Here is a 17774-nt window from a genome sequence, read left to right on the forward strand (position 1 = left end):
CAGGAGCCGACCGACGCCGACGAGCGTCGTGACGACGAGGAACCCCACCGATGACCCACTCCGAACCCGACTCCTCCTTGCCCGGCGACGAGAGCACCCCCGGCCTGGAGTTCTTCACCCGCGTCACCGGTGTCACCGGTACCGTCTCCGTCGCCCTGTCCGTGCATGGAGAAACCTTCCGCGGTGTGGCCAAGGCCGACCTGGACCCCGACGACATCGGCTCCGGATTCGCCCGGCTGACCGGCACCGCCGCCCGGATGCTCAACTCCTCCGCGGGCGGACAGTTCGAAGAACTCTTCGCGGGACTGGAAGAGGAACTGAGAGAGGCGGCGGCCAAGGCGGAGAACCCGGGAAACGAAAACGAATAGGAGCCTGCCGTGGCAGCAACACGCCGTAAAGGCTCGGACCGCTACAACACCATCTACAAAGCGGCCGTACAGCTCCCGCTCGGATATCTCCGGTGCCGAATCCGCGGCCACAAATGGTCGGATGAGGAAACCGTCGACCCGCTGACCCTCAACGAGAGCCGCGTGTGGGTCGAGTGCGAACGCTGCGAGGCAGAGCGCTACCAGGACTGGACCGTACGCGGCCAGCAGAAAGCCTCCGGCATCCTCTACCCCAGGGGATACCTGATCTCGGACCTGGGCATCCTGGAGACCGCAGACCGCAACATCCTGCGCGCCGTCTACCTCGACATCGTCAGAGCAAACAGCAAGTAAGCCGAAGAACCGCCGCTCACTAAAAAGGGGACCCTCATGGGCCGCAAAATCCTCGTCTACTGCGACGCGCATTCCAGTGACGGAAAGGAGGTCGAAGCGCAAATCGTCGACATCGCCGTCCGTATCGCCGACCCCAACGAACCCTCATCGGTACGCGTCGTCACGGGGTCGCTGGAAATCTGCTCCGACCACCAGACGCCCATCACCGACATCGCTTCTATGCTGGAAGAGCACGGAAGGAAGCTGAACGAAGAAGCCCAGCAGCACCTGGTCAATGCAGTACGGCTCAGCCTCGCCAAGACCGCGGAGAGCGACCAGTTTCTATGCATGGACTGCTCGCCGCCGAAGCTGCTGAAGAAGGGCAGCCTCTACAGCCACAGTGACAAGATCCACGGGAAGAAGAGGCTTTCCGACACGAACTACAAGCCCTACTTCCCCAACGAGCACGCCGATATGGCCGCCGTTCAGTAGCCCCTCCAGCACGGACACACACGAGGCCCCCTTCACCCGCGTCAGGTGAAGGGGGCCTCGTGCTGCGTAAGAAAACAACTGCTCGCGTCGCTGATCCAGAAGGCTCCGCGAGGAAGACTGTAGCGAACGATCAGCGCTTGGACGCGGAAGCGCCCACCGGCTTGGACTGGCGTGTCACGCCGCCGGTCGACCGGATCACCCGGGCCCGACACACCATCAGCAGCTTCGCTGACGCGGCCGGAACGCCCTTGCGCTGCTGCGCGGCCTTCTCCTGGCCGCGGCGCTGGGCATGGGTCGGCCGCGTCTTGTGCTTCACCACCACCTTGCCCTGTCCGAGCTTCTTGGCCCGCGACTGCGCCGACTCCATCTTCTTGCGCACGGCCGACTTCCCCAGGCCGTGACCGCCCTTGCGCGGCCGTCGGCACCCCACGCTCGTCGCCATGCACCCTCCCGTGCTCACTAGACCGGCGACCGGTCACCTGACCCATGAAGACGCCCGGCCGCCGGCGTGCGCGAGGCCGCTCAAAGCCCACGCTATGGACAGGATGATGCATATACGTCCCTTTGTGCCACCGTATGCCCGGTTCTTTGAGGGGAGTCGGCACTGTCGCACCCGCCCCAAACGCCCCCCAAACACGCCGAAGCCCGTCCCCGGAAGGACCGGGGACGGGCACCGCGGGCGCAGGCAGCATCGGCATCCACCTGATTACGCGGTCAACGTACGCGAAGAGGGCGTGTCCACCCCCTAGCGGACACGCCCTCTACCTGCCGAAGGGCCGCTCAAACCCTCTCGCCCGCACCCTAACGCCACCCCCCAGCACGGCCAGTAGCAACACACCCGCCCACCCCCTCAAGATCCATCACGCTCCGCGACGAACCGCCTGCACCGCCCCCGCGAAACGCTCCAGGCACTCCCCGCACGGCTGCGTCAGGTCACTGTCCGTCAGCGGACGCCCGCAGTCCCGGCACTCGCACCCGATCCGCGTCCGACCCGCCGAGAGCGGCCAGCCCGGGGCCACCCGAGCACACGGGTCCGACACCCGCAGCTCCTCCTGCCAGCTCTCCGCCCGCCGGCGCGCCTCGTCCTCCTGCATCACGTGCAGAACCGCGGGCTCCTCGTCCAGCACGTCGATCATCATGAGCTTGCGCAGCACGGCCAGCGTCGTCACCGCATCCGCGTACGCCGTGTGCGCCCGAGGGTTGGTCACCCCGAACCGCGCCGAGAGCGCCGCCAGGGAGTGACGCCCCTCCACCTTCGCGACCTTGGCCAGCATCACCGGGTCCAGCACCGGCGCGACCGGCCGCCGCTCGGCCAGCGGAACCACCGAGTGCCGCTGCGCCTCCGCATCCAGCAGCGCCAGGTCGTACGGGGCGTTCTGGATCACCAGCGCGCACCCGGCCCTCAGCGCCTTCTCCAGCAGGCCCGTGATCTGCTCGATCGCCTCCGCCGGGTCCTGGCCGTCCTCCATCGCCCGGTCGCTGGTGATGCCGTGGATCTTCGTGGCCTCCCGCGGGATGAGGATGCCAGGGTTGATCAGCCACTCCTCCCGAAACACCTCCCGCCCCGACCGGTCCTGACCGACCAGCGCCGCCTGGACGATCCGGTCCTTGAAAACGTCCAGACCGGTGGTCTCTGTGTCGAATCCGAGCAGAACGGGCGGAATGTCATGTTCCTCAAAGCTCATGTGCGGCACTCTGTCACCAGCCACCGACAATCAGTGACTGACGCACCACGGGACACGGCATGCCCTCACCCCTGCGCACCACCCGGAGACGGCCCCCGTGGCAGACCCGACCACCCCACCGCCGGAACAGGAACCGCCCCGCGGCAACTGCCCCTGCGGCACCACCGAGGACACCCCCGCCGGCTGGTGCGGCCTCATGCACCACGGCCTCGGCTGCCACCACACCGACACCGTCCTGGTCGACGTCCCCCGCCGCCGCGCAAGCCCCTCCACCGTCGCCGTCTGCCTGCGCTGCGCCGTCCGCGCCCGCTGGTGGCTGGACACCCCGGCCCAACGGGAGGAGACGTACGAAGCAGAAATCCTCGGCCGCGTCCTGCTGATGGAGGACGGCACCCGCAACCCCCTCGGCCACAAGCCCCCGCACGTGCCCTTCTGACCGAACCCCAGGAACCCGAATGCTCGACCTTGGAACCGACCTGACCGAGAAGCAGCAGATCGACCTCGAACCCCTGCGGTACGTCTGCTGGACCGGCGAGGGACTGCACCCCGCGGACGTCCTCCACCTCGGCGACCACGTCAACCGCATCGCCGCCGAAGACCCCCGGCCCGAACACCTCCTGATCAACGCCATCGCCCACTACATCGACGCCACCCCCCTCAAGGTGCGCCTGTGCACCCAGATCGCGTCCTTCCTGGACACGGCCCGGATGCGCGCCGCCGTCACCGGCGAGGTCTTCGTCTGCTTCACCGTCCTGCGCGCCCTCGCCTGCAACCACGAACGCTCCCCGCTGACCGAGCGTCAGCGCTGGCGCACCCTGGAACGCCTGATGAAGGCCCCCGCCGCCCGCACCTCGGGCCGCGTCACCTCCACCGCGTACCGCAAAGCCATCCACGGCTACCCCATCCCCAACTCCACCCACACCATCACCCCCGCCCACGTCTACCGGCTGATCAGCCGGTCCGAGGACTTCCGCCAGGCCGCGATGGACGCGCTGAACTCCCGGCCGGAGTGGGTGCGCGCCCAGGCCGCACGCCGCCGACGAACCCTCACCACAACGGGACAAAATGGGAGATAATTACCGCATGAACCCCGGACGCGGCCAGTTCGTCTTCGAGAACGTCGCCCTGGCCGCCTCCTAGGAGCCCATCTGGCGCGGAACCCCCTACGGCGAAGTCCTCTACCTCGCCTGCACCACCGGCTGGCCAGCCCCTTCCCGCGGCCCGCATCCCACGACTCCGGGGTGCGGGCCGCACCCCCGCCAAGGCCCTGCCACGAACACCTTGTGACCAGCAGTCACCAAGCCGCCACCCAGAGCCCGCAGACGCGATACCGTCATCGGACCACGACCACGGCAAGCAGGAAGTCAACCGGTGAGCATCGAAGACGACGACGAAATGATCATTCCCGCCCCCGGCACCCCCGCCTACTGGGACCTGGTCTACGTCCACTCGGAGGTCTACGCAGACGGCCACATCACCGTCAACCTCCCAGCCGTTCTGCACGCCGTGCAGAACATCGGCGGCCTCTACCACAGCCGCGGCATCGGCGACCTCTCGGCCATGTTCCTAGCCCGCGTCCGGCTGATCGACAACACCACCCCGGGCAGAGACCTGGTCGAACAGGCCCGCGAACGCGTGGCCATCTTCCGATGCGATGGGGACGAGGAAGCGGTGAACATCACCAGCAAGCCCTACCAGATCGCCGCCCTCGACCAGGTGGCCCCCGTCATGGCCGAAGCCCTCGACCAGGATCACTGCGACGCCCGCAGCATCGCCCTCCACCTGCGCAAGAAGATGGACGGCAGCCCCGAAGTCCACTACACCGCCCTCGTCAGCCTCGCCGGCGGACTGCTCACCCGCACCCGCATGAACGCCTTGGACGCCGCGGAGAAGGACAGCAGCGACAGCTAGGCACCACCCCACCACAGGCTCCGCGACGGCACACCGGCCGCGCGGAGCCCGCGTAGGCGGCAGGCAACCGGGGCGGGCCATCGGCCGCGCTGCTGCTTGCTACCCGCTCTCCACAGCCCGTGAGGTACGGGACCGTCACCGTGTGTACGAAGATGCGGGGCGAGGCCGTAGCGGTTCGATGTGCCCATGGACACTGCCTCTGCCCGGCACCTCGCTGGAACTGGAATGCTCTTCGTCCCGTCCGACTGCTTGAACCGGGCGGTTCCCGACCGGTCAAAGGTCTACCGCGAGATGTGCGAAGCCCTCGGTGCGAGCGCCAGCCAGGTCCCCGTTCCTACCGTCGTCGTCGCACCGTCGACCATGTTCGATGCCGTCTGGCAGGCGATCGTCCACAACAACTGGTCCGCGGAATTGCGGGAAGGCTGGATCGCCCTGCATTCGGAAGGCCGCATCGACTTCGTCCCCAGGAATTGAGGCGGTCACCGCCTAGGGCCTCGGGGCGCCGCCAGGACGCCCACGGGCAAGGAACGGACGTTGCCCGCGCCGTTCACCGACCGCAACGGCGGCCGGACGGCCCATACCCGGTGGGGTGTGGGCCGAGTTGTTTACTGCGCGTACTCGGCCTCCTGATTTGGGGCCTGGTTGTCTGGTGCGTCGGAGTGTCCAGATCGCCACGCGGTGACAGCCCGCGTGGTGGTGTACTTCGTGGCAGCAGCCAGGATCTCCACCTGCTCCGACGTTGCGGCGCCCATGTCTCCGACTGCCCTCACGTCTTCCTGGAGGGCCTTGACGAGAGCGTTGAGGTGGTCAAGGCGTCCTTCCACCGCCGACACGCGGTCAGACAGCGCACTGTGTTGGGCGGCCGACTCGTTCGCGGCCTCACGGGCTGTCTCGGCCCCTTCCGCGGCCGAGCGCTCCACAGTGAGGCGGATACGTTCCAGGTAGGCCAACAACGCCATGTTGAAGTAGTTACTGGGGTCCACGAGGTCGCCGAGCCTCGCCAAAGCCGCTTCGAAATCTGGGCCGGGCACCCGCGCCGCTGCCCTGATGGCATCCCCGGCCCAGTCCGCCCCGGGGGTCTGCACGGGGGTGTCGTCAGGTGCCTCTGCCTGGACTGGCACATTGCTCTCTGGGGTCACTCGACCGATTATTGCCCGTTCGTTTCCAGATGATCCGCAGGCACACGCCGAGGCGAGAGGAGGCGCACCCCAGGGCACACCCCCGTACGGGCCCGTGACAAGGCACCTGGCCGTCCAGCCGCGCCACGGGACCCGCACCCCCCTTCCGGGCTCTACAAGGACGCTGGGGCGCTGCTGAGCCGATGGCTCGTCTCCCAGGCCCGCCGCATCTCCTCCGTGCTCACGCCGAACACCCTCGCCGTCTTCGACCAGGCCCCCGCCGTCGACATGTCCTTCGGAAGCGGCTCACCGGCCTCGAACCCCTTGTACGCCGCATACGTCCAGCCGCGCTCGGCCGCCGCGTCGTTCATCGACCACCCGCGGAAGTGCCGCAGATGGCAGACCGTCACCTCCTCCTCGGTGATCGCGTACAGGTCGCGCGGAAGCACCTTCACGAAGGCCGCCAGATCCGGCAGCATTTTCGCCCCCGGACACTCCAGATCCCCGCGCCGGAGCGACGTCACGTACCCCCAGTGCAGGCCCGCGGCCACCGCGTCGACCGACCGCAGCCCCAGTTCCGTGACGCGCCGGTCCAGCAGGCCATGGTTGAACCCGCGTGGCGTCGGCCTCGATCCGCGCGCCATCAGACCGCCTCCGCCGCGAGCTGTTCGGCGAACCCCAGCTTCGGCATGGGCGAGTTCTCACCGAAGGTGAACCGGGCCTTGCCCGCCTCCTTCGCCATCACTGCCGTGATCAACAGCCCCAGCTCGTACGGAGCCCGGTTGTGGTCCGCCTTGCGCCCGCGGTGCTTCGCCTCCCGCGACAGCCGCGTCCGCGCCTGCGCCAGGATGTCCCGCACGTCCGGCGTCCCCCCGGCCAGCCCGTACGCCGTCTCCGCCAGCCGCTCCGCGCCGCCCTCACGCCGCATCAGGTACGCGAACGCCGCCGCCGCCGACGGGCAGCAGTTGGTCCCCGACTCGATCTGCCGCCCCGCCTCCACCGTGTCGACCACGCCCGAATACCGCTGATCGAACAGGTCGCCGATCTTCGGCGCGGTGAACCTCGTGCGGTTCCACAGCGACCAGTGCACATCCCGCTGCGTGTCGTACAGCATGAGCAGCCGCACAGCCGCACCCAGCGCCGTACGGTACGAGCCGACCCCGCGCCCGGCGAGCGCATCCGCCGGCGTCCGCTTGAGACCGATGTCGGCGTACCGGATCACCTCCACCGGCACGTCCCGGCCCACCCAGCCCGTCAGCGGCTGCCTGGCTTCCACGGCCGCGAGGCACCGGTGCCGACCGTTGGAGATCCCGCCGTGCGTGCACAGGCATACGATGTCCGGGATACCCGACTGCCAGTCCCCGGCGGTCATCGCGGTCGCGATGCCCGACGCGTGTCCGCGCCTGCTGCCGCGCGGGTTGCAGCCGCACTCTGTCCCAATTTCGAGGGCGGACTCAAGTTCGGCGAGGCTCAGCGTCTCCCACGACACCTGATACGGCGGACCCTCCACCTGGTGCGTTGAGGTGTCGCCCGTAGGGGTCATCCCGTCGACACTCGCCCTATCCGGCTTTTCTGTCTGGCTCTTACTTGACATGGTGGAACTGCCTCCATGCGAGGGATGGGTGGGCCCCCTGCTCTCGTCCGGCAAGACCTCAAGCGGGGGGCCCCTTCATAGGAGACGCTAATGCCACTCCCCGGGCGATACATGCCCAGAAAACGCTGATCACGCCAACGCACCCGGAACGGACGAAGCCTGAGAGTGGTCGGAACCCAGATCACGTGAGGAAAGATCACACATCTGGATAGACTGCCCAGATTGCCAGAAGGGGCCCTCCGCACGATCCCAGGTAAAAGATCGGAAAGGCGCCCCCCCGTGGCCAGCACAGACACGACAGAGCGCGGGAAGCTGGCTAGAACATCACTGCGGGGACTTGACGGGGACCAGGGCAGCGCTCCCGCCCGGAGCGGCGAACCTCAGCAGACGCGTACCAGAAAAGGCCGCCTCGACAGCCCAGACGGTGTACTCGTCCTCTCCGTAGTTCTTCCCACCCAGCGTCTCCACTTGCCACTTGTGTGCTCATGCCCGCTAGAGCAGCGGGAGCCGGACCCGTCCGGTCCGGGTTGACTGTGTGGTCGCAGATGAGCAGGACCCCGCCCGGCGGAGGCGCCTTGAAGCACGTGCCGATCAGCGCTCGGTTGCGGTCCTCGTCCGCCACCCCTAACCGAGCAGCCCCGAGACCTGCACCAGAGGCTGGACGCGCCGGACGCCCGGCAACCCGTAGATCCCCGACGTCCTGGTGCCCTTCGCGACGTCCCGGTAGCGCGTCTCACGCCGGAAGACCGGCGCGTCCACGTACGCATCCTCCACACCCACCCCGGGCACCAGGGCCTTGAACCCCGCCCGCTGAGTGGGCGTCACGTGCCCGTACAGCGCATCCAGGGACCGGTTCGGCCAGTACCGCACGTACGCCGGTTCCTCGACCTGCGTGAACCAGTACCCCTGCTGCACGTACCAGGAAATCAGCTTCGCCGGCGACCGCTCCGCGATCACCATGGCCACCCGGTACCCCGCCGCCCGGTACCGCTCCTCACAGTCAGCGACCAACCGCCGCGCGAGCCCCTGCCTGCGGTACCGGGGCATCACCGCAATCATCTCGATCTCGACCAGCGCCGCGGCGATCCGCTTGACGAACCCGAACGAAGGGGCCCCGGCGTCCTGAGTGATCCAGTGCATCGGGGGACAGCAGTAGGAGAACCCCACCACCTCGCCGTCCCCGCGATCCATCACCCGCACCGACGCCAGAAGCTCAAGCGTCCCCTTGTTGGTGCGCAGCTCCCTCAGATCGTCGTCGTGGCGCTCCGCCTGCCGGGCCAGCCCCTTGACGAACTCCACGGCGCCCATGCTGTGCAGCGCCATCTCCGCCAGCTCGACCAGCCGCGGACCATCACCCATGCGCGGGGACCGGATGAACGGGACATCGGACATAGTGGGGCACTCCTGAGCCGCGGACCAGCAAGAGATCGCCGATCGTAGCGGACCTTCCGGAAGAACCGTTTCACCGTCAGGAAGGCCACCGGCCACCGATGTTGCCGCCGAACCCGCCGGTCACCGTGCCGCTGATCTTCTGCCCGATACCGCCCTCCACGTACGCCTCCGGCACCGCGATCGTCGGATGCCCCACAAACGACGTCGGCGACCGCCGCGGGTCCTCCAGCCGGGCATGCGCACGATCCCCGCGCGGCGCGTACAACGACGCCTCACCCAGCGTCGTGTGCGCCGCGGCAATCGCCGTAATGATCCCCTCGTGCTCCACAGCGTTCCACTTGTCCGTCCCGTCCTCCACAATCGCGTTCGTCGGGTCGTAGTTCTTCAGCGCCCTCAGCACGCTCTCCGCCATCGCAACCGACCTCGGCACCATCACCGTCCGCAACTCCAGCGCCACCGACAACGCCGAAACCCGCTCCGACAGGGAGACCTTGCGCCCGACCTCCTTCACCGCCCCCCGCACATGCGCCGCGTACGTCTCCCACGTCACCTCCCGCGGCGGCACCGCAGCCCGCAGGCCCTCGAACACCGCGGGCATGATGATCTTCCGGGCGAACGCCTTGCCGTCCAGCGTCACCCCACACATCACGTGCACCGGCACCATCGGGTCCATGGCCTCCACCAGTTCCGCGATACGAGCACCCATCGCCCGCCCCGGCAAGTCCCCGGGCGGCTCCTCCAGATGGAAGACACCCAGACGCCGGATGTCCTCCCCAGGCTCGTTGTAGACCGCGGCCACCACCAGACCCGTCAGCCGCCGCGGGTCCCCGCGGTCGACGACCAGCACGTACCGGTGCACCAGCGTCCCGCCCACGTTCACCCCGCACCACCCAGCCCGAACAGATCCAGCGGCAGCCCCATCCGCTCCGCGATCTGCTCCGCCACCCGGCGCGCCCGCTGCCGCTGCTGCGGCGTCGGACACACCGGCTCCGCCGCGTTGAACAGCACCTGCACCCGATACTGCGCAGCATCCTCCCAACCGGCCACCTCCAGAACCTCGCGAAGTTCCCGGGTTGCCCACTCCTCAAAGTCGGCGATCGTCTCGCAGCACTGCACCCTTGGCATGATCAATCCCTCTCCCTGGCTCATCCACCAGCACCACTCAGACAGCAGCTCTGGAAGGAGCTGGAAAGCGCCCTCGCGGTCACCCCACGTCACGGCCCGGAATCCGTCCCCGAGAGATAGACCACCAGTGGGAAGCGGCGAAAACTCCGAGTTGAGCTGCACTGACTGTGTCGTCGTGGTCGCGCTCGTGCTCAGCCTCGAACGCCACATACCCCACCCCACCCCGCCCGCCCGGCTTCAGCTTCGCCACGTACGCCTTGAGCTGCCCCTTCAGCACCTCCGCGGCCGGAAGCGTCGTCGTCACCGTCAGCGCCTGGCGCCGCATCACCTCGTCCAGCCCGGACACCAGCAGCGTCTTCGGCACCCCCAGGTCGGGCCACTGGCCGGTCACCTGCTTGCCGGCGTGACTGGTGACGGCCAGGATCTCCGCGTTGCCCGGGTCGGCCCGCAGATCCTCCACGACCGCCGCCCCGATGCCCGTGGCGTCGACCGCCGCGAGCACCGGCCAGCCGCCCGAGGAGAACGCCCGCGACAGCTCCCGGGTGCGCGCCGCCACCGCGGCGTACGGCGTGCCCAGCGGCGCCTGTTCGCAGACCACCACCGCCCACACCGGCAGCTCGGCCGTGCCCAGACGCTTCGGCACCAGGCCGACCCACGCCGCACGGTCGCGCCTCTTTCCGACATCTAGGCCCAGAAATACTGGAATCGGGTCCATACCGGCGATTGTGGATCAAGTCCACCCAGGACTACCACTGTCTACCCGGTTGCAATAGGGTGTCACCAGCACCCGAAACGGTGCGCTCAACGACCACGGCACCCCTCCGGAAGGACCCCATGACCACCAACGACCAACCCGCCCCCGACATCGAGCAACGCACCGAAGAAGCCGAAGCCGCCGGACAGGCAGGAGACCCCCGCGCCGCCGCCCGCCTCTACCAGACCCTGGGCGACGACCTGAAAGCCTTCTACGGCCCCTTCGACTCCCGCGTCCTGGACGCCTACGAAGGCATGGCCCGCTGGTGCGCCGGAGGACGCCGAAGAAGTTAAGCAGCCCACGGCGCAGCCGGGAGTTCCGGAGCCTGGAACGGAACCTCATCCCTGAACATCGAGTCGATGAGATCAGGATTCCATAGACCGCCGCCGGATTCTTCGAAGCTGCACAGCATTTCGGCGGCCCAGACCTGCCTACTGACCGAGGCGCGGTATTGCTGGGCGTACTCCGGCGTGATGCGCTTGACGTCGGTGTATGGGACTTTCCATCTGCTGTATACGTCTCCTCCATTCGCAAACCAGTCGAAAAACCAGCCTCGCTGGCCCGCGGGCGTAGTGGCGCTGACCAGGCAACCTCCGCCTGGAACGGCCGCCAGCATCGGAAGAACAGAACCTTGCATGACCGCAGTAGGCACCCAGGCAATATGGCGCCCTCGTCGATGATGCACATTCCGGCTGTCATTCCGCGAATGTGTCCTGTTGCGGCGAGGGCGATAATCCTCCCTCCGGAGCAGGCCAACTGAATTTTGGTAGCCGAGTCAGAAGAGAGTTTCAGGCCGAGCTGATCCACAACGTAACGACATTTGAATACCAATTCCACGGCTTGTCGAAGCGTTGGCGCGATGATGAGGCAGTCATACTTGGGGCGGCACATTGCCCACCACACCGCCAGGGACGAAAGGCTCGTCGACTTCCCCGCCTGCCTGCTGCTCACGACAAGCCCGCGGATACCGGGCGTCGGCGCTTTCCGCAGAAGATCCGACTGCCAGGGGTCCGGAGGCGTCCCCGCACACTCCATGACGTACGCCGGGTCGATCGCCAGCCGCATCATCTGCTGGGGAGTCAGCGACTCCTCCGCTTTAAGCGCCACTGTCACCTCCCATCGGGATTTCGGCCAGGGCCTCGGCCATGACGGCGCGGGCCTCGGGGTGCGCGGCGAGCCGGTCGTTGAGCGCGCCGACGATGGACTGCCACTCCGGGCCGCCGATGGCGAGGGCCTGGGCGCCGTCGCCTTCGGCGATGGCGAGGTTCACGCCGGGTGCGGCGATGGCGCCGGTGGCGCGGGCTCGCAGGTCGAGGAGTTTGGTCAGTTCTGCAATTGCGCGGATGGCCTGTCCGGGCCGGTCGGTGGAGCGGTCGACGATGTCCCGGAGGGCCTGGCAGGTGGCGATCACGAGGCGCATGACGGCTTCGGGGGAGTCGATGGGCTCTTCGGGGTCCTCCTCCATGACGTGGGCTCCGCATTCGGTGACGTGGCGTCGTACGTCGCGTACGGGGAGGCTGTAGGCGGCGGCGGCGCCGGCGACGGTGTAGAGGCCGGTGGCGAGATCGGATTCGATCTCGTACCGGTCCCGGCTGATGCAGGTCAGGCATCCGTTGGTGCGTGCTTCGGCCACGGTCACTTCTGGCGGCGCCCTACCGGCAGCACGGTGAACAGGACGGTCAGCAGTGCGATGACGAGGGCCAGGAGTACGGCGCCGACGGCGAAGGTCACCAGGTTCATGGCGAACTGGACGAGGTCGAGAAGGCTCTGAATCAGCTTCAGAGGGTCGGCGATCTGGGTGGGGTCGGGCAGCTTGGGCGCGTCGGGCAGTCCGGGGATCGGGATGGGTGGTTCGGGGAGCTTGGTAGGGAGCTTGTCCGTGGGGACCGGCACGGGGAGCTTGTCCGTGGGCAGGGGCACGGGAGGGGTCGGCAAAGCCTCAAAACGGTACATACCTCATATCATGGACTCGGTGCGTACCAGTCGTACAGCCGCGCAATGACGACGAACCGGCAAAAACCCCCATACAATCCACGGTCGTGACGACGCATGAGCCTGACCTGCAAGAACTCGCCAACCTGCACTTCGCCTACACCGCCATCAAAGCGCGCCGGGACGAGGCCATCCGCCGCATCGCCGCCCGAGGGCGCCGCGGGGACCAGAAGGCCATGAGCGACATCACCGGTTACCACCGCGAGACCATCTGCAACATCGCCGCAGGCCAGGCCGCGCGAGGGTGAACACCCGCCGCGCACGCGGGGCGGCGGCCGTGACCGTCGCTCTCGCCGCCTCCCTGATCCCCGCCGTCACAACCCATGCCGCCGAGCCGCGTGGAGGGGTGAGACCGGCGTGCGGTGCCTGACCGTACGCGGCACCGCACCCGAATCCTCCCCTCTCCCTTCCGCGGCCCCGCCCGCTAACGTGATCTCATGGAACCCAACCCCGGACGCACTCAGACCCCCTGGGCGCGTGTACGTGCCGTAGATCCGGCGGTCACCCCAAGGAAGTCCTGCAACCGCTGCGGATCGGACGCGATTCTCCACTTCAAGGCGGACTTCGACCGTACGAGCTTCGCCCTGCCGCGGGAGGAGGAGGACCCCACCGGGGACGCCGAGCCCATCGAGGTCAGGCAGAGGGTCGAGAACGACATCTTCTCCTGCCTCGGGCACGCCGGCGATCTGGCCTTCGCCGCGGCGTACACGGTCATGGCCGGACCCGCCGGAGCTGTGTAGCGTCAGGGGCTGCGGCCCGGCCGAACCCGGGCCGCAACTCCCCACCCTCGGCCCCCGCACGCCACAGACGCATTCCGTGATCACCCGGTTACGCTGTCTGTGTGAGCCTGACTGCCGAACTCTCCAACCCGCGCTCGCCCGTCTCCCGCTTCCTGAGCGAACACCTGCCCGGCGCCGACCTGCACACCGCCTACCAGCACGCCGTACGCGGACTGCGCACCACCATCCGGCCGCCCGAATCCCTCGGCAACACCCCCTGGACGATGCTGGGAACCGCCATCGACCTGCGCATCCGCACGTGGCTGGGAGAAACGGATCACATGGGCGTCCGCGAGGGCATCGCCTACCTTCGCAACGCCCACCCCGGCGCGCCGCCGGGCCTGCCGGTCACCGATCAGCAGCGGTGCCTCCTGAACGCCGCGGCGGCCGGGGATCTGCTGCTCCAGCGCCTGGCCTCCTGTGCCGTCGCCTCCCAGCCGCTGACGGCCGACCAGGAGGACGCCGCGGCTCGCGCCGCCATCGTCGCTGCCCGCTACGACGCCATCTTCCGCACCATCCCCATCAACGGCGCATCCCGGGCCGTCGGCCACTTCACCCGGCTGCCCCTGCCCGACGATCCGGACGCGGCCCTGCTCAGCCTGACGGCCGAGATCCCCACCCGGGCCGCCGAGGACATCCGCCGCCAGTTCGCCGCGGCCGCCACCGCCCTCGCCGGCATCAAGGGAAGACCCCTCACCTGCTCGCCCACCTTCGCAGGCTCCCCCCACGTCGGCCACGCCGAAGGCGACTTCATCGCCGGGAAGACCCTCATCGACGTCAAGTCGACCATCACCCCGGACCTGCGCCCGGCCAAGGCCCGCAAGTGGTTCCACCAGCTCGCCGGGTACCTGCTGCTCGACTACGACGACGCCCACGAGATCACCGCCGTCGGCATCTACCTCGCCCGTCAGGCCACACTCCTGACCTGGCCCGTACGGGACTTCCTGCGCCTGATGGGCGCCCGCACGCCCCTGGACGTTCTGCGCGCCCGGATGAAGAACACCCTGGCCCCTCAACCCGTCGCATAGGACTGAACGTGACCGACTCCACGCCCCCGACCGCCCGAGAGATCCGCGACCTGATGGGGGTGATCGCCAAGGGCGTCGCCGCTGACGTGGATGCGGCCGCTCTCGGCCGCCTGGTCGTCGCCTCCCTGGACTCCGCCGACCCCTGCCCGTTCGGCCCGATGCCGGACGACCCCAGCCACGAACACCGCCTGCGCACCCAGGCCACGCGCGTGCTCGGTGAACTCCTCTACACCGCATCCCTGCTGTCCATGAGCCTGCGGCCCGACACCGACGAGTCCAGCGCGATCTCCTACATCCACTCCGGCCTGGACCGCCTGGTGCGCTCTCCCGTTCTGCGCCACCTCGCCGAGTGTCCCGGCGAACCCGCGGCCCACCACGGCCAGGAGGAGACGGAGGAGGACCGGTGACCGTCTTCGTGACGGCCGTCCTGTGGACGGTGCTGTTCGTCTGCGTCGGCCTCGGGCTCCTCGGCGCCAGCGTACGCAGAGCCCTCTACAACCGTCACGACCTGCTGATGCAGGCGTGGGCGGACATGCGTCAGCGCAACGAGATGCTGTGCGACCGCCCGGGTCCGATCGAGCTGGAGGACTTCCCCGGCGTGCGGGAGAGCTGGAACGACATCGATACCTTCGGGCGGTTCTGGATGGTCCTGACGGCCTTCACCTGCGTCGTCGGGATGATGCTGTCCTTCGTGATCAGCATGGGCGGCCGGTAGGCGGCACAGCAAGACGGCCCCCGGACCATGAGAGTCGCTAAGACCATGGTGCGAGGGCCGTTCCAGGTGCTGGACTGACGCTCCGTCCGGGGCTGGCTCCCGTGGGGGAATGGGGGTCAGGCCATCAGGAGCAGTCACTCCGAGCGGGGCTGGATGCACCCCGCAAAGTTGGACTGACGCTCCGTCCGGGACTGGTTCCCAGGGGGGAATGGGGCCAGGCCATCAGGGAGCAGTCACTCCGAGCGGGGCTGGACGCACCCCGCAAAGAGGAGACTACCGGCCCCCTGATGGAAGGGCGCTCATTTCGGGGAAGTTTCGCCGTACGGAACCGTGTTCGTCAGCCCGTACGCCACAAGTACCCCCTATGGCCCCTCCTGCCCCCCGGGCGCCGCGAGGATCACCTTGAGCTGATCGTCGGGGCACGCCGCCGCGAGCTGCTTCAGCATCCCGTGCTCGCCCGGGTCGGCGCTCAGGCCCCAGCGGAGCTTGACCGCGGTCCACTCACTGACGTACCGGCAGCGCGCCCCCTCGGCGGCGGGCAGCCACTCCGCGGGGTCCTTGCCGCCCTTGGACCGGTTCTGCTGCGCCGAGACGGCCACCAGAGCCCTGGAGTCCCCCAGGTCGTTGGCGTACCGCTCGCGCCGGTCGGCCGACCACGACCAGGCGCCGGAGCCCCACGATTCGAGAAGGGGCACCAGGTGGTCGATGTCGAGCTTCCGGACGTCGCTGATCTCCTGGCCGTCGTAGTACGACAGCCACCGGCCGCCGGTCACCTTGCAGCCCGGCCCGGTCGTCACTGCGGCGAGAGATTCCTCCTGGAGCACTTCCGACCTTGTCGGGCAGCCGTCCTTGTCCTCGTCCGTCCAGTGCTTGAAGGAGGACCGCTTGTAGCCGTCGTTGTGCTCCTGGTCGACCGGCAGCGACGCAACGGCCCGGTGCAGCGTGGTCACGTACCCTCCGCCCTCGTCGGCCGCGGCGCTTGTGCCGGGCGTGACGAAGCCCGTGGCCAGCAGCAGCGCGGCCACGGTCAGCAGGGTGGATCTCCTCTTGGCGTGTCTCATCGGTGGACTGGCTTCCTCTCGGATAGGCGGGACTTCAGCCGGGCCTTCCCCTCCGGGCCCAGGCCGGGGATGCGGAACGAGTCGGCGTTCGCGAGCGCGGTGGCCTCTTCCAGGCTCAGGCCCATGCGCGCGAGGATGTTGGTCACCCGGTGGCCGATCGCGTCGTGCCCGAGCAGGTGGCAGGGCGACCCGGGCGGGCAGGACCGTCCCGGGACCAGCCGGGCGGGCAGCGACTTGCACGGGGCGCAGTCCGGGCACAGGTCGAGTGTCTGTCCGCCGGCGGCGCGTGTTCCCCAGCCGTCTTGGGTGGCCAGCTCGCGGGCGAAGCTGACGATGCAGGTGTTGTAGACGGTCGTCGTCCCGCGGCAGCGGCGGCCGTCGGTGACGGTGTCACAGGTGATCACGGTGTGGGCGCTCATGAGGAACCTAGCTGAGCAGGGTCCAGGCGTGAGGCGCGGCATCGCGCGCAGGCCGAGACCGGGGCGGACAGGTAGCGCCCCGGTGACAGCGGCGAGCGTAGCCATCCGGCGTATGCCAGGGCTTCCACGCCTGCGCAGTACACGCAGGCCACGCCGTTGAGCTGAGGGCGGGTCAGGTCAGTGAGGGGGAGGTTTCCGATCAGGTACGGCACTGCTTCGATCAGCGACATGGCAGGCTGCGATTCGTCGGGAGTGGACGGCTGTTGTGGTCAACGACTCCGGGCTTTCAGGGGTGTTCACGAGGCGAGGCGCTTGTTGATCCGGGACCGCAGCGTGTCCATGCTGAATCCCTTCGGGTCTACCTTCCCTTTCTGCCACTCTTTGTGACCTATCACACGGTTCGCCCCCCACTCTTTACTCCGGCAGATCGCCGCCGACACGCGCACGATCGCGTCCATCTGCGCCTTGGGCCACGGGTCCTTTCCCGTACCGACGTTCACGCATTCGAATCCGAAGAAGTAGCGGTTGCCGTCCGTGTCCCACTTCCTCGGCGCCGGCATCTTGCGGTTCGCCTTCACGGCCCCCAGGACCGCGCTGTCCCCGAGCCCCGCGTGATTGGCCCTGCCGTATCCGATCAGGTAGACCGTTCCGTCTTTGGCGATCACCCCGTGACAGAGCGGGCCGGGAAGGTCGCTTCGCCCGTACCGGCACAGCGACACCGAGCCGTCGGTGCCCCGGGAGGCGGTGTGATGGATCATCACGCCCGTGTCGCCGTACCACGGGCCCTTGTGATCGCGGTTGTGACGCGACCAGTCGCCGACCTCCACCACGGACACGCCCTCGTCGCGCAGGGCGTTGATGAACCACCTCGCCCGGCCGGTGACCACCGGCCGACGGGGCTGTGAGGCATGGGCAAGGGAGTCGGGGAGTAGAAAGCCAGCCGCCGTCAGGGCGCCTGCTGCTTGGAGGAGAGTGCGCCTGTCCATGCTTCATGATCGTCGTAAAAACTGG

28 protein-coding genes are annotated in these 17774 nt (G+C 68.3%); 13 read left to right on the top strand and 15 right to left on the bottom strand.

Annotated elements, in window-relative coordinates:
- Positions 1–50: 50 nt before the first annotated feature.
- Genes STRVI_RS45645 through STRVI_RS45655 form a run of 3 tightly spaced genes read left to right on the top strand, consistent with a single transcriptional unit; the run spans position 51 to position 1190 of the window.
- The gene (locus STRVI_RS45645) at positions 51–368 is read left to right on the top strand and encodes a hypothetical protein (protein ID WP_014043856.1); all 318 of its coding nucleotides are present in this window, start codon (positions 51–53) and stop codon (positions 366–368) included.
- 9 nt (positions 369–377) lie between these two features.
- The gene (locus tag STRVI_RS45650; RefSeq protein WP_014043857.1) at positions 378–719 is read left to right on the top strand and encodes a hypothetical protein; all 342 of its coding nucleotides are present in this window, start codon (positions 378–380) and stop codon (positions 717–719) included.
- Positions 720–755: 36 nt separating this feature from the next.
- On the top strand, positions 756–1190 hold the full coding sequence (locus tag STRVI_RS45655) for a hypothetical protein (RefSeq protein WP_014043858.1): 435 nt from the start codon (positions 756–758) through the stop codon (positions 1188–1190).
- Between the two features lie 130 nt (positions 1191–1320).
- On the opposite strand, the gene STRVI_RS45660 is transcribed toward STRVI_RS45655, so the two are convergent.
- Together STRVI_RS45660 and STRVI_RS45665 are read right to left on the bottom strand one after the other, a co-directional pair.
- A complete protein-coding gene (locus tag STRVI_RS45660; RefSeq protein ID WP_014043859.1) occupies positions 1321–1632 on the bottom strand; it encodes a hypothetical protein in 312 nt (103 codons plus the stop codon).
- 418 nt (positions 1633–2050) lie between these two features.
- Positions 2051–2875, bottom strand: coding sequence for an exonuclease domain-containing protein (locus tag STRVI_RS45665; protein ID WP_014043860.1), 825 nt, complete (start codon positions 2873–2875; stop codon positions 2051–2053).
- Positions 2876–2972: 97 nt separating this feature from the next.
- On the opposite strand from STRVI_RS45665, the gene STRVI_RS45670 reads away from it, so the two are divergent.
- From STRVI_RS45670 to STRVI_RS45685, 4 genes are all read left to right on the top strand, one after another.
- Positions 2973–3311, top strand: coding sequence for a hypothetical protein (locus STRVI_RS45670; RefSeq protein WP_014043861.1), 339 nt, complete (start codon positions 2973–2975; stop codon positions 3309–3311).
- A gap of 19 nt (positions 3312–3330) precedes the next feature.
- Positions 3331–3951: a hypothetical protein gene (locus STRVI_RS45675; protein WP_014043862.1), complete on the top strand. Its 621-nt coding sequence runs from the start codon at positions 3331–3333 to the stop codon at positions 3949–3951.
- Between the two features lie 295 nt (positions 3952–4246).
- The gene (locus tag STRVI_RS45680) at positions 4247–4786 is read left to right on the top strand and encodes a hypothetical protein (protein WP_014043863.1); all 540 of its coding nucleotides are present in this window, start codon (positions 4247–4249) and stop codon (positions 4784–4786) included.
- 186 nt (positions 4787–4972) lie between these two features.
- On the top strand, positions 4973–5260 hold the full coding sequence (locus STRVI_RS45685) for a hypothetical protein (RefSeq protein ID WP_150112988.1): 288 nt from the start codon (positions 4973–4975) through the stop codon (positions 5258–5260).
- Between the two features lie 131 nt (positions 5261–5391).
- Here STRVI_RS45685 and STRVI_RS45690 read toward each other — a convergent pair whose 3' ends face one another.
- From STRVI_RS45690 to STRVI_RS53350, 7 genes are all read right to left on the bottom strand, one after another.
- Complete coding sequence (locus STRVI_RS45690; protein ID WP_150112989.1) at positions 5392–5925, bottom strand: hypothetical protein; 534 nt, start codon at positions 5923–5925, stop codon at positions 5392–5394.
- 152 nt (positions 5926–6077) lie between these two features.
- On the bottom strand, positions 6078–6548 hold the full coding sequence (locus STRVI_RS45695; protein WP_014043866.1) for a hypothetical protein: 471 nt from the start codon (positions 6546–6548) through the stop codon (positions 6078–6080).
- Positions 6548–7447 (bottom strand): hypothetical protein, encoded by a 900-nt coding sequence (locus STRVI_RS45700; RefSeq protein WP_150112990.1) that lies wholly within the window; start codon positions 7445–7447, stop codon positions 6548–6550. Before STRVI_RS45700 ends, STRVI_RS45695 begins: the two co-directional genes overlap by 1 nt.
- A 675-nt stretch (positions 7448–8122) precedes the next feature.
- The gene (locus tag STRVI_RS45705; RefSeq protein ID WP_014043868.1) at positions 8123–8890 is read right to left on the bottom strand and encodes a GNAT family N-acetyltransferase; all 768 of its coding nucleotides are present in this window, start codon (positions 8888–8890) and stop codon (positions 8123–8125) included.
- A gap of 76 nt (positions 8891–8966) precedes the next feature.
- The gene (locus STRVI_RS45710; RefSeq protein WP_043242587.1) at positions 8967–9764 is read right to left on the bottom strand and encodes a hypothetical protein; all 798 of its coding nucleotides are present in this window, start codon (positions 9762–9764) and stop codon (positions 8967–8969) included.
- A gap of 2 nt (positions 9765–9766) precedes the next feature.
- Positions 9767–10039, bottom strand: coding sequence for a hypothetical protein (locus STRVI_RS45715; protein ID WP_150112991.1), 273 nt, complete (start codon positions 10037–10039; stop codon positions 9767–9769).
- Between the two features lie 55 nt (positions 10040–10094).
- Positions 10095–10730, bottom strand: coding sequence for a hypothetical protein (locus STRVI_RS53350; protein WP_014043871.1), 636 nt, complete (start codon positions 10728–10730; stop codon positions 10095–10097).
- A 119-nt stretch (positions 10731–10849) separates the two neighbouring features.
- On the opposite strand from STRVI_RS53350, the gene STRVI_RS45725 reads away from it, so the two are divergent.
- A complete protein-coding gene (locus STRVI_RS45725) occupies positions 10850–11062 on the top strand; it encodes a hypothetical protein (RefSeq protein WP_014043872.1) in 213 nt (70 codons plus the stop codon).
- Here STRVI_RS45725 and STRVI_RS52395 read toward each other — a convergent pair.
- From STRVI_RS52395 to STRVI_RS45735, 3 genes are all read right to left on the bottom strand, one after another.
- Positions 11059–11421: a hypothetical protein gene (locus tag STRVI_RS52395; RefSeq protein ID WP_150112992.1), complete on the bottom strand. Its 363-nt coding sequence runs from the start codon at positions 11419–11421 to the stop codon at positions 11059–11061. The two genes, STRVI_RS45725 and STRVI_RS52395, sit on opposite strands and share 4 nt — an antisense overlap.
- 444 nt (positions 11422–11865) lie before the next feature.
- Positions 11866–12402 (bottom strand): hypothetical protein, encoded by a 537-nt coding sequence (locus STRVI_RS45730; RefSeq protein ID WP_043242592.1) that lies wholly within the window; start codon positions 12400–12402, stop codon positions 11866–11868.
- Between the two features lie 2 nt (positions 12403–12404).
- On the bottom strand, positions 12405–12704 hold the full coding sequence (locus STRVI_RS45735; protein WP_150112993.1) for a hypothetical protein: 300 nt from the start codon (positions 12702–12704) through the stop codon (positions 12405–12407).
- Positions 12705–12808: 104 nt separating this feature from the next.
- Here STRVI_RS45735 and STRVI_RS45740 point away from each other — a divergent pair, with 104 nt between their 5' ends.
- The 5 genes from STRVI_RS45740 (at position 12809) to STRVI_RS45760 (ending at position 15283) form a co-directional block, all read left to right on the top strand.
- Positions 12809–13009: a hypothetical protein gene (locus tag STRVI_RS45740; protein ID WP_014043875.1), complete on the top strand. Its 201-nt coding sequence runs from the start codon at positions 12809–12811 to the stop codon at positions 13007–13009.
- A gap of 189 nt (positions 13010–13198) precedes the next feature.
- A complete protein-coding gene (locus STRVI_RS45745; protein ID WP_014043876.1) occupies positions 13199–13501 on the top strand; it encodes a hypothetical protein in 303 nt (100 codons plus the stop codon).
- A gap of 101 nt (positions 13502–13602) precedes the next feature.
- A complete protein-coding gene (locus tag STRVI_RS45750) occupies positions 13603–14568 on the top strand; it encodes a hypothetical protein (protein WP_014043877.1) in 966 nt (321 codons plus the stop codon).
- 8 nt (positions 14569–14576) lie between these two features.
- Entirely contained in the window at positions 14577–14975 is a 399-nt protein-coding gene (locus tag STRVI_RS45755; protein WP_014043878.1) for a hypothetical protein, read from the top strand.
- On the top strand, positions 14972–15283 hold the full coding sequence (locus STRVI_RS45760) for a hypothetical protein (RefSeq protein ID WP_014043879.1): 312 nt from the start codon (positions 14972–14974) through the stop codon (positions 15281–15283). Before STRVI_RS45755 ends, STRVI_RS45760 begins: the two co-directional genes overlap by 4 nt.
- A 362-nt stretch (positions 15284–15645) precedes the next feature.
- On the opposite strand, the gene STRVI_RS45765 is transcribed toward STRVI_RS45760, so the two are convergent.
- From STRVI_RS45765 to STRVI_RS45775, 3 genes are all read right to left on the bottom strand, one after another.
- Complete coding sequence (locus STRVI_RS45765; RefSeq protein ID WP_014043880.1) at positions 15646–16344, bottom strand: HNH endonuclease family protein; 699 nt, start codon at positions 16342–16344, stop codon at positions 15646–15648.
- Complete coding sequence (locus STRVI_RS45770) at positions 16341–16763, bottom strand: hypothetical protein (protein WP_014043881.1); 423 nt, start codon at positions 16761–16763, stop codon at positions 16341–16343. Before STRVI_RS45770 ends, STRVI_RS45765 begins: the two co-directional genes overlap by 4 nt.
- A gap of 296 nt (positions 16764–17059) precedes the next feature.
- Entirely contained in the window at positions 17060–17749 is a 690-nt protein-coding gene (locus STRVI_RS45775) for a peptidoglycan recognition protein family protein (RefSeq protein WP_014043883.1), read from the bottom strand.
- Between the last annotated feature and the right edge of the window lie 25 nt (positions 17750–17774).

It is taken from the genome of Streptomyces violaceusniger Tu 4113, assembly GCF_000147815.2.
GTDB classification, from domain to species: Bacteria; Actinomycetota; Actinomycetes; order Streptomycetales; family Streptomycetaceae; genus Streptomyces; species Streptomyces violaceusniger_A.

Bases quoted from the DNA above. Each gene is read 5' to 3' on its own strand.
- STRVI_RS45655 (WP_014043858.1), top strand. From the start codon at position 756: ATGGGCCGCAAAATCCTCGTCTACTGCGACGCGCATTCCAGTGACGGA.
- STRVI_RS45700 (WP_150112990.1), bottom strand. From the start codon at position 7,447: ATGACCCCTACGGGCGACACCTCAACGCACCAGGTGGAGGGTCCGCCG.
- STRVI_RS45705 (WP_014043868.1), bottom strand. From the start codon at position 8,890: ATGTCCGATGTCCCGTTCATCCGGTCCCCGCGCATGGGTGATGGTCCG.
- STRVI_RS45645 (WP_014043856.1), top strand. From the start codon at position 51: ATGACCCACTCCGAACCCGACTCCTCCTTGCCCGGCGACGAGAGCACC.
- STRVI_RS45665 (WP_014043860.1), bottom strand. From the start codon at position 2,875: ATGAGCTTTGAGGAACATGACATTCCGCCCGTTCTGCTCGGATTCGAC.
- STRVI_RS45725 (WP_014043872.1), top strand. From the start codon at position 10,850: ATGACCACCAACGACCAACCCGCCCCCGACATCGAGCAACGCACCGAA.
- STRVI_RS45745 (WP_014043876.1), top strand. From the start codon at position 13,199: ATGGAACCCAACCCCGGACGCACTCAGACCCCCTGGGCGCGTGTACGT.
- STRVI_RS45685 (WP_150112988.1), top strand. From the start codon at position 4,973: ATGGACACTGCCTCTGCCCGGCACCTCGCTGGAACTGGAATGCTCTTC.
- STRVI_RS45695 (WP_014043866.1), bottom strand. From the start codon at position 6,548: ATGGCGCGCGGATCGAGGCCGACGCCACGCGGGTTCAACCATGGCCTG.
- STRVI_RS45715 (WP_150112991.1), bottom strand. From the start codon at position 10,039: ATGAGCCAGGGAGAGGGATTGATCATGCCAAGGGTGCAGTGCTGCGAG.
- STRVI_RS45675 (WP_014043862.1), top strand. From the start codon at position 3,331: ATGCTCGACCTTGGAACCGACCTGACCGAGAAGCAGCAGATCGACCTC.
- STRVI_RS45765 (WP_014043880.1), bottom strand. From the start codon at position 16,344: ATGAGACACGCCAAGAGGAGATCCACCCTGCTGACCGTGGCCGCGCTG.
- STRVI_RS45660 (WP_014043859.1), bottom strand. From the start codon at position 1,632: ATGGCGACGAGCGTGGGGTGCCGACGGCCGCGCAAGGGCGGTCACGGC.
- STRVI_RS45770 (WP_014043881.1), bottom strand. From the start codon at position 16,763: ATGAGCGCCCACACCGTGATCACCTGTGACACCGTCACCGACGGCCGC.
- STRVI_RS53350 (WP_014043871.1), bottom strand. From the start codon at position 10,730: ATGGACCCGATTCCAGTATTTCTGGGCCTAGATGTCGGAAAGAGGCGC.
- STRVI_RS45775 (WP_014043883.1), bottom strand. From the start codon at position 17,749: ATGGACAGGCGCACTCTCCTCCAAGCAGCAGGCGCCCTGACGGCGGCT.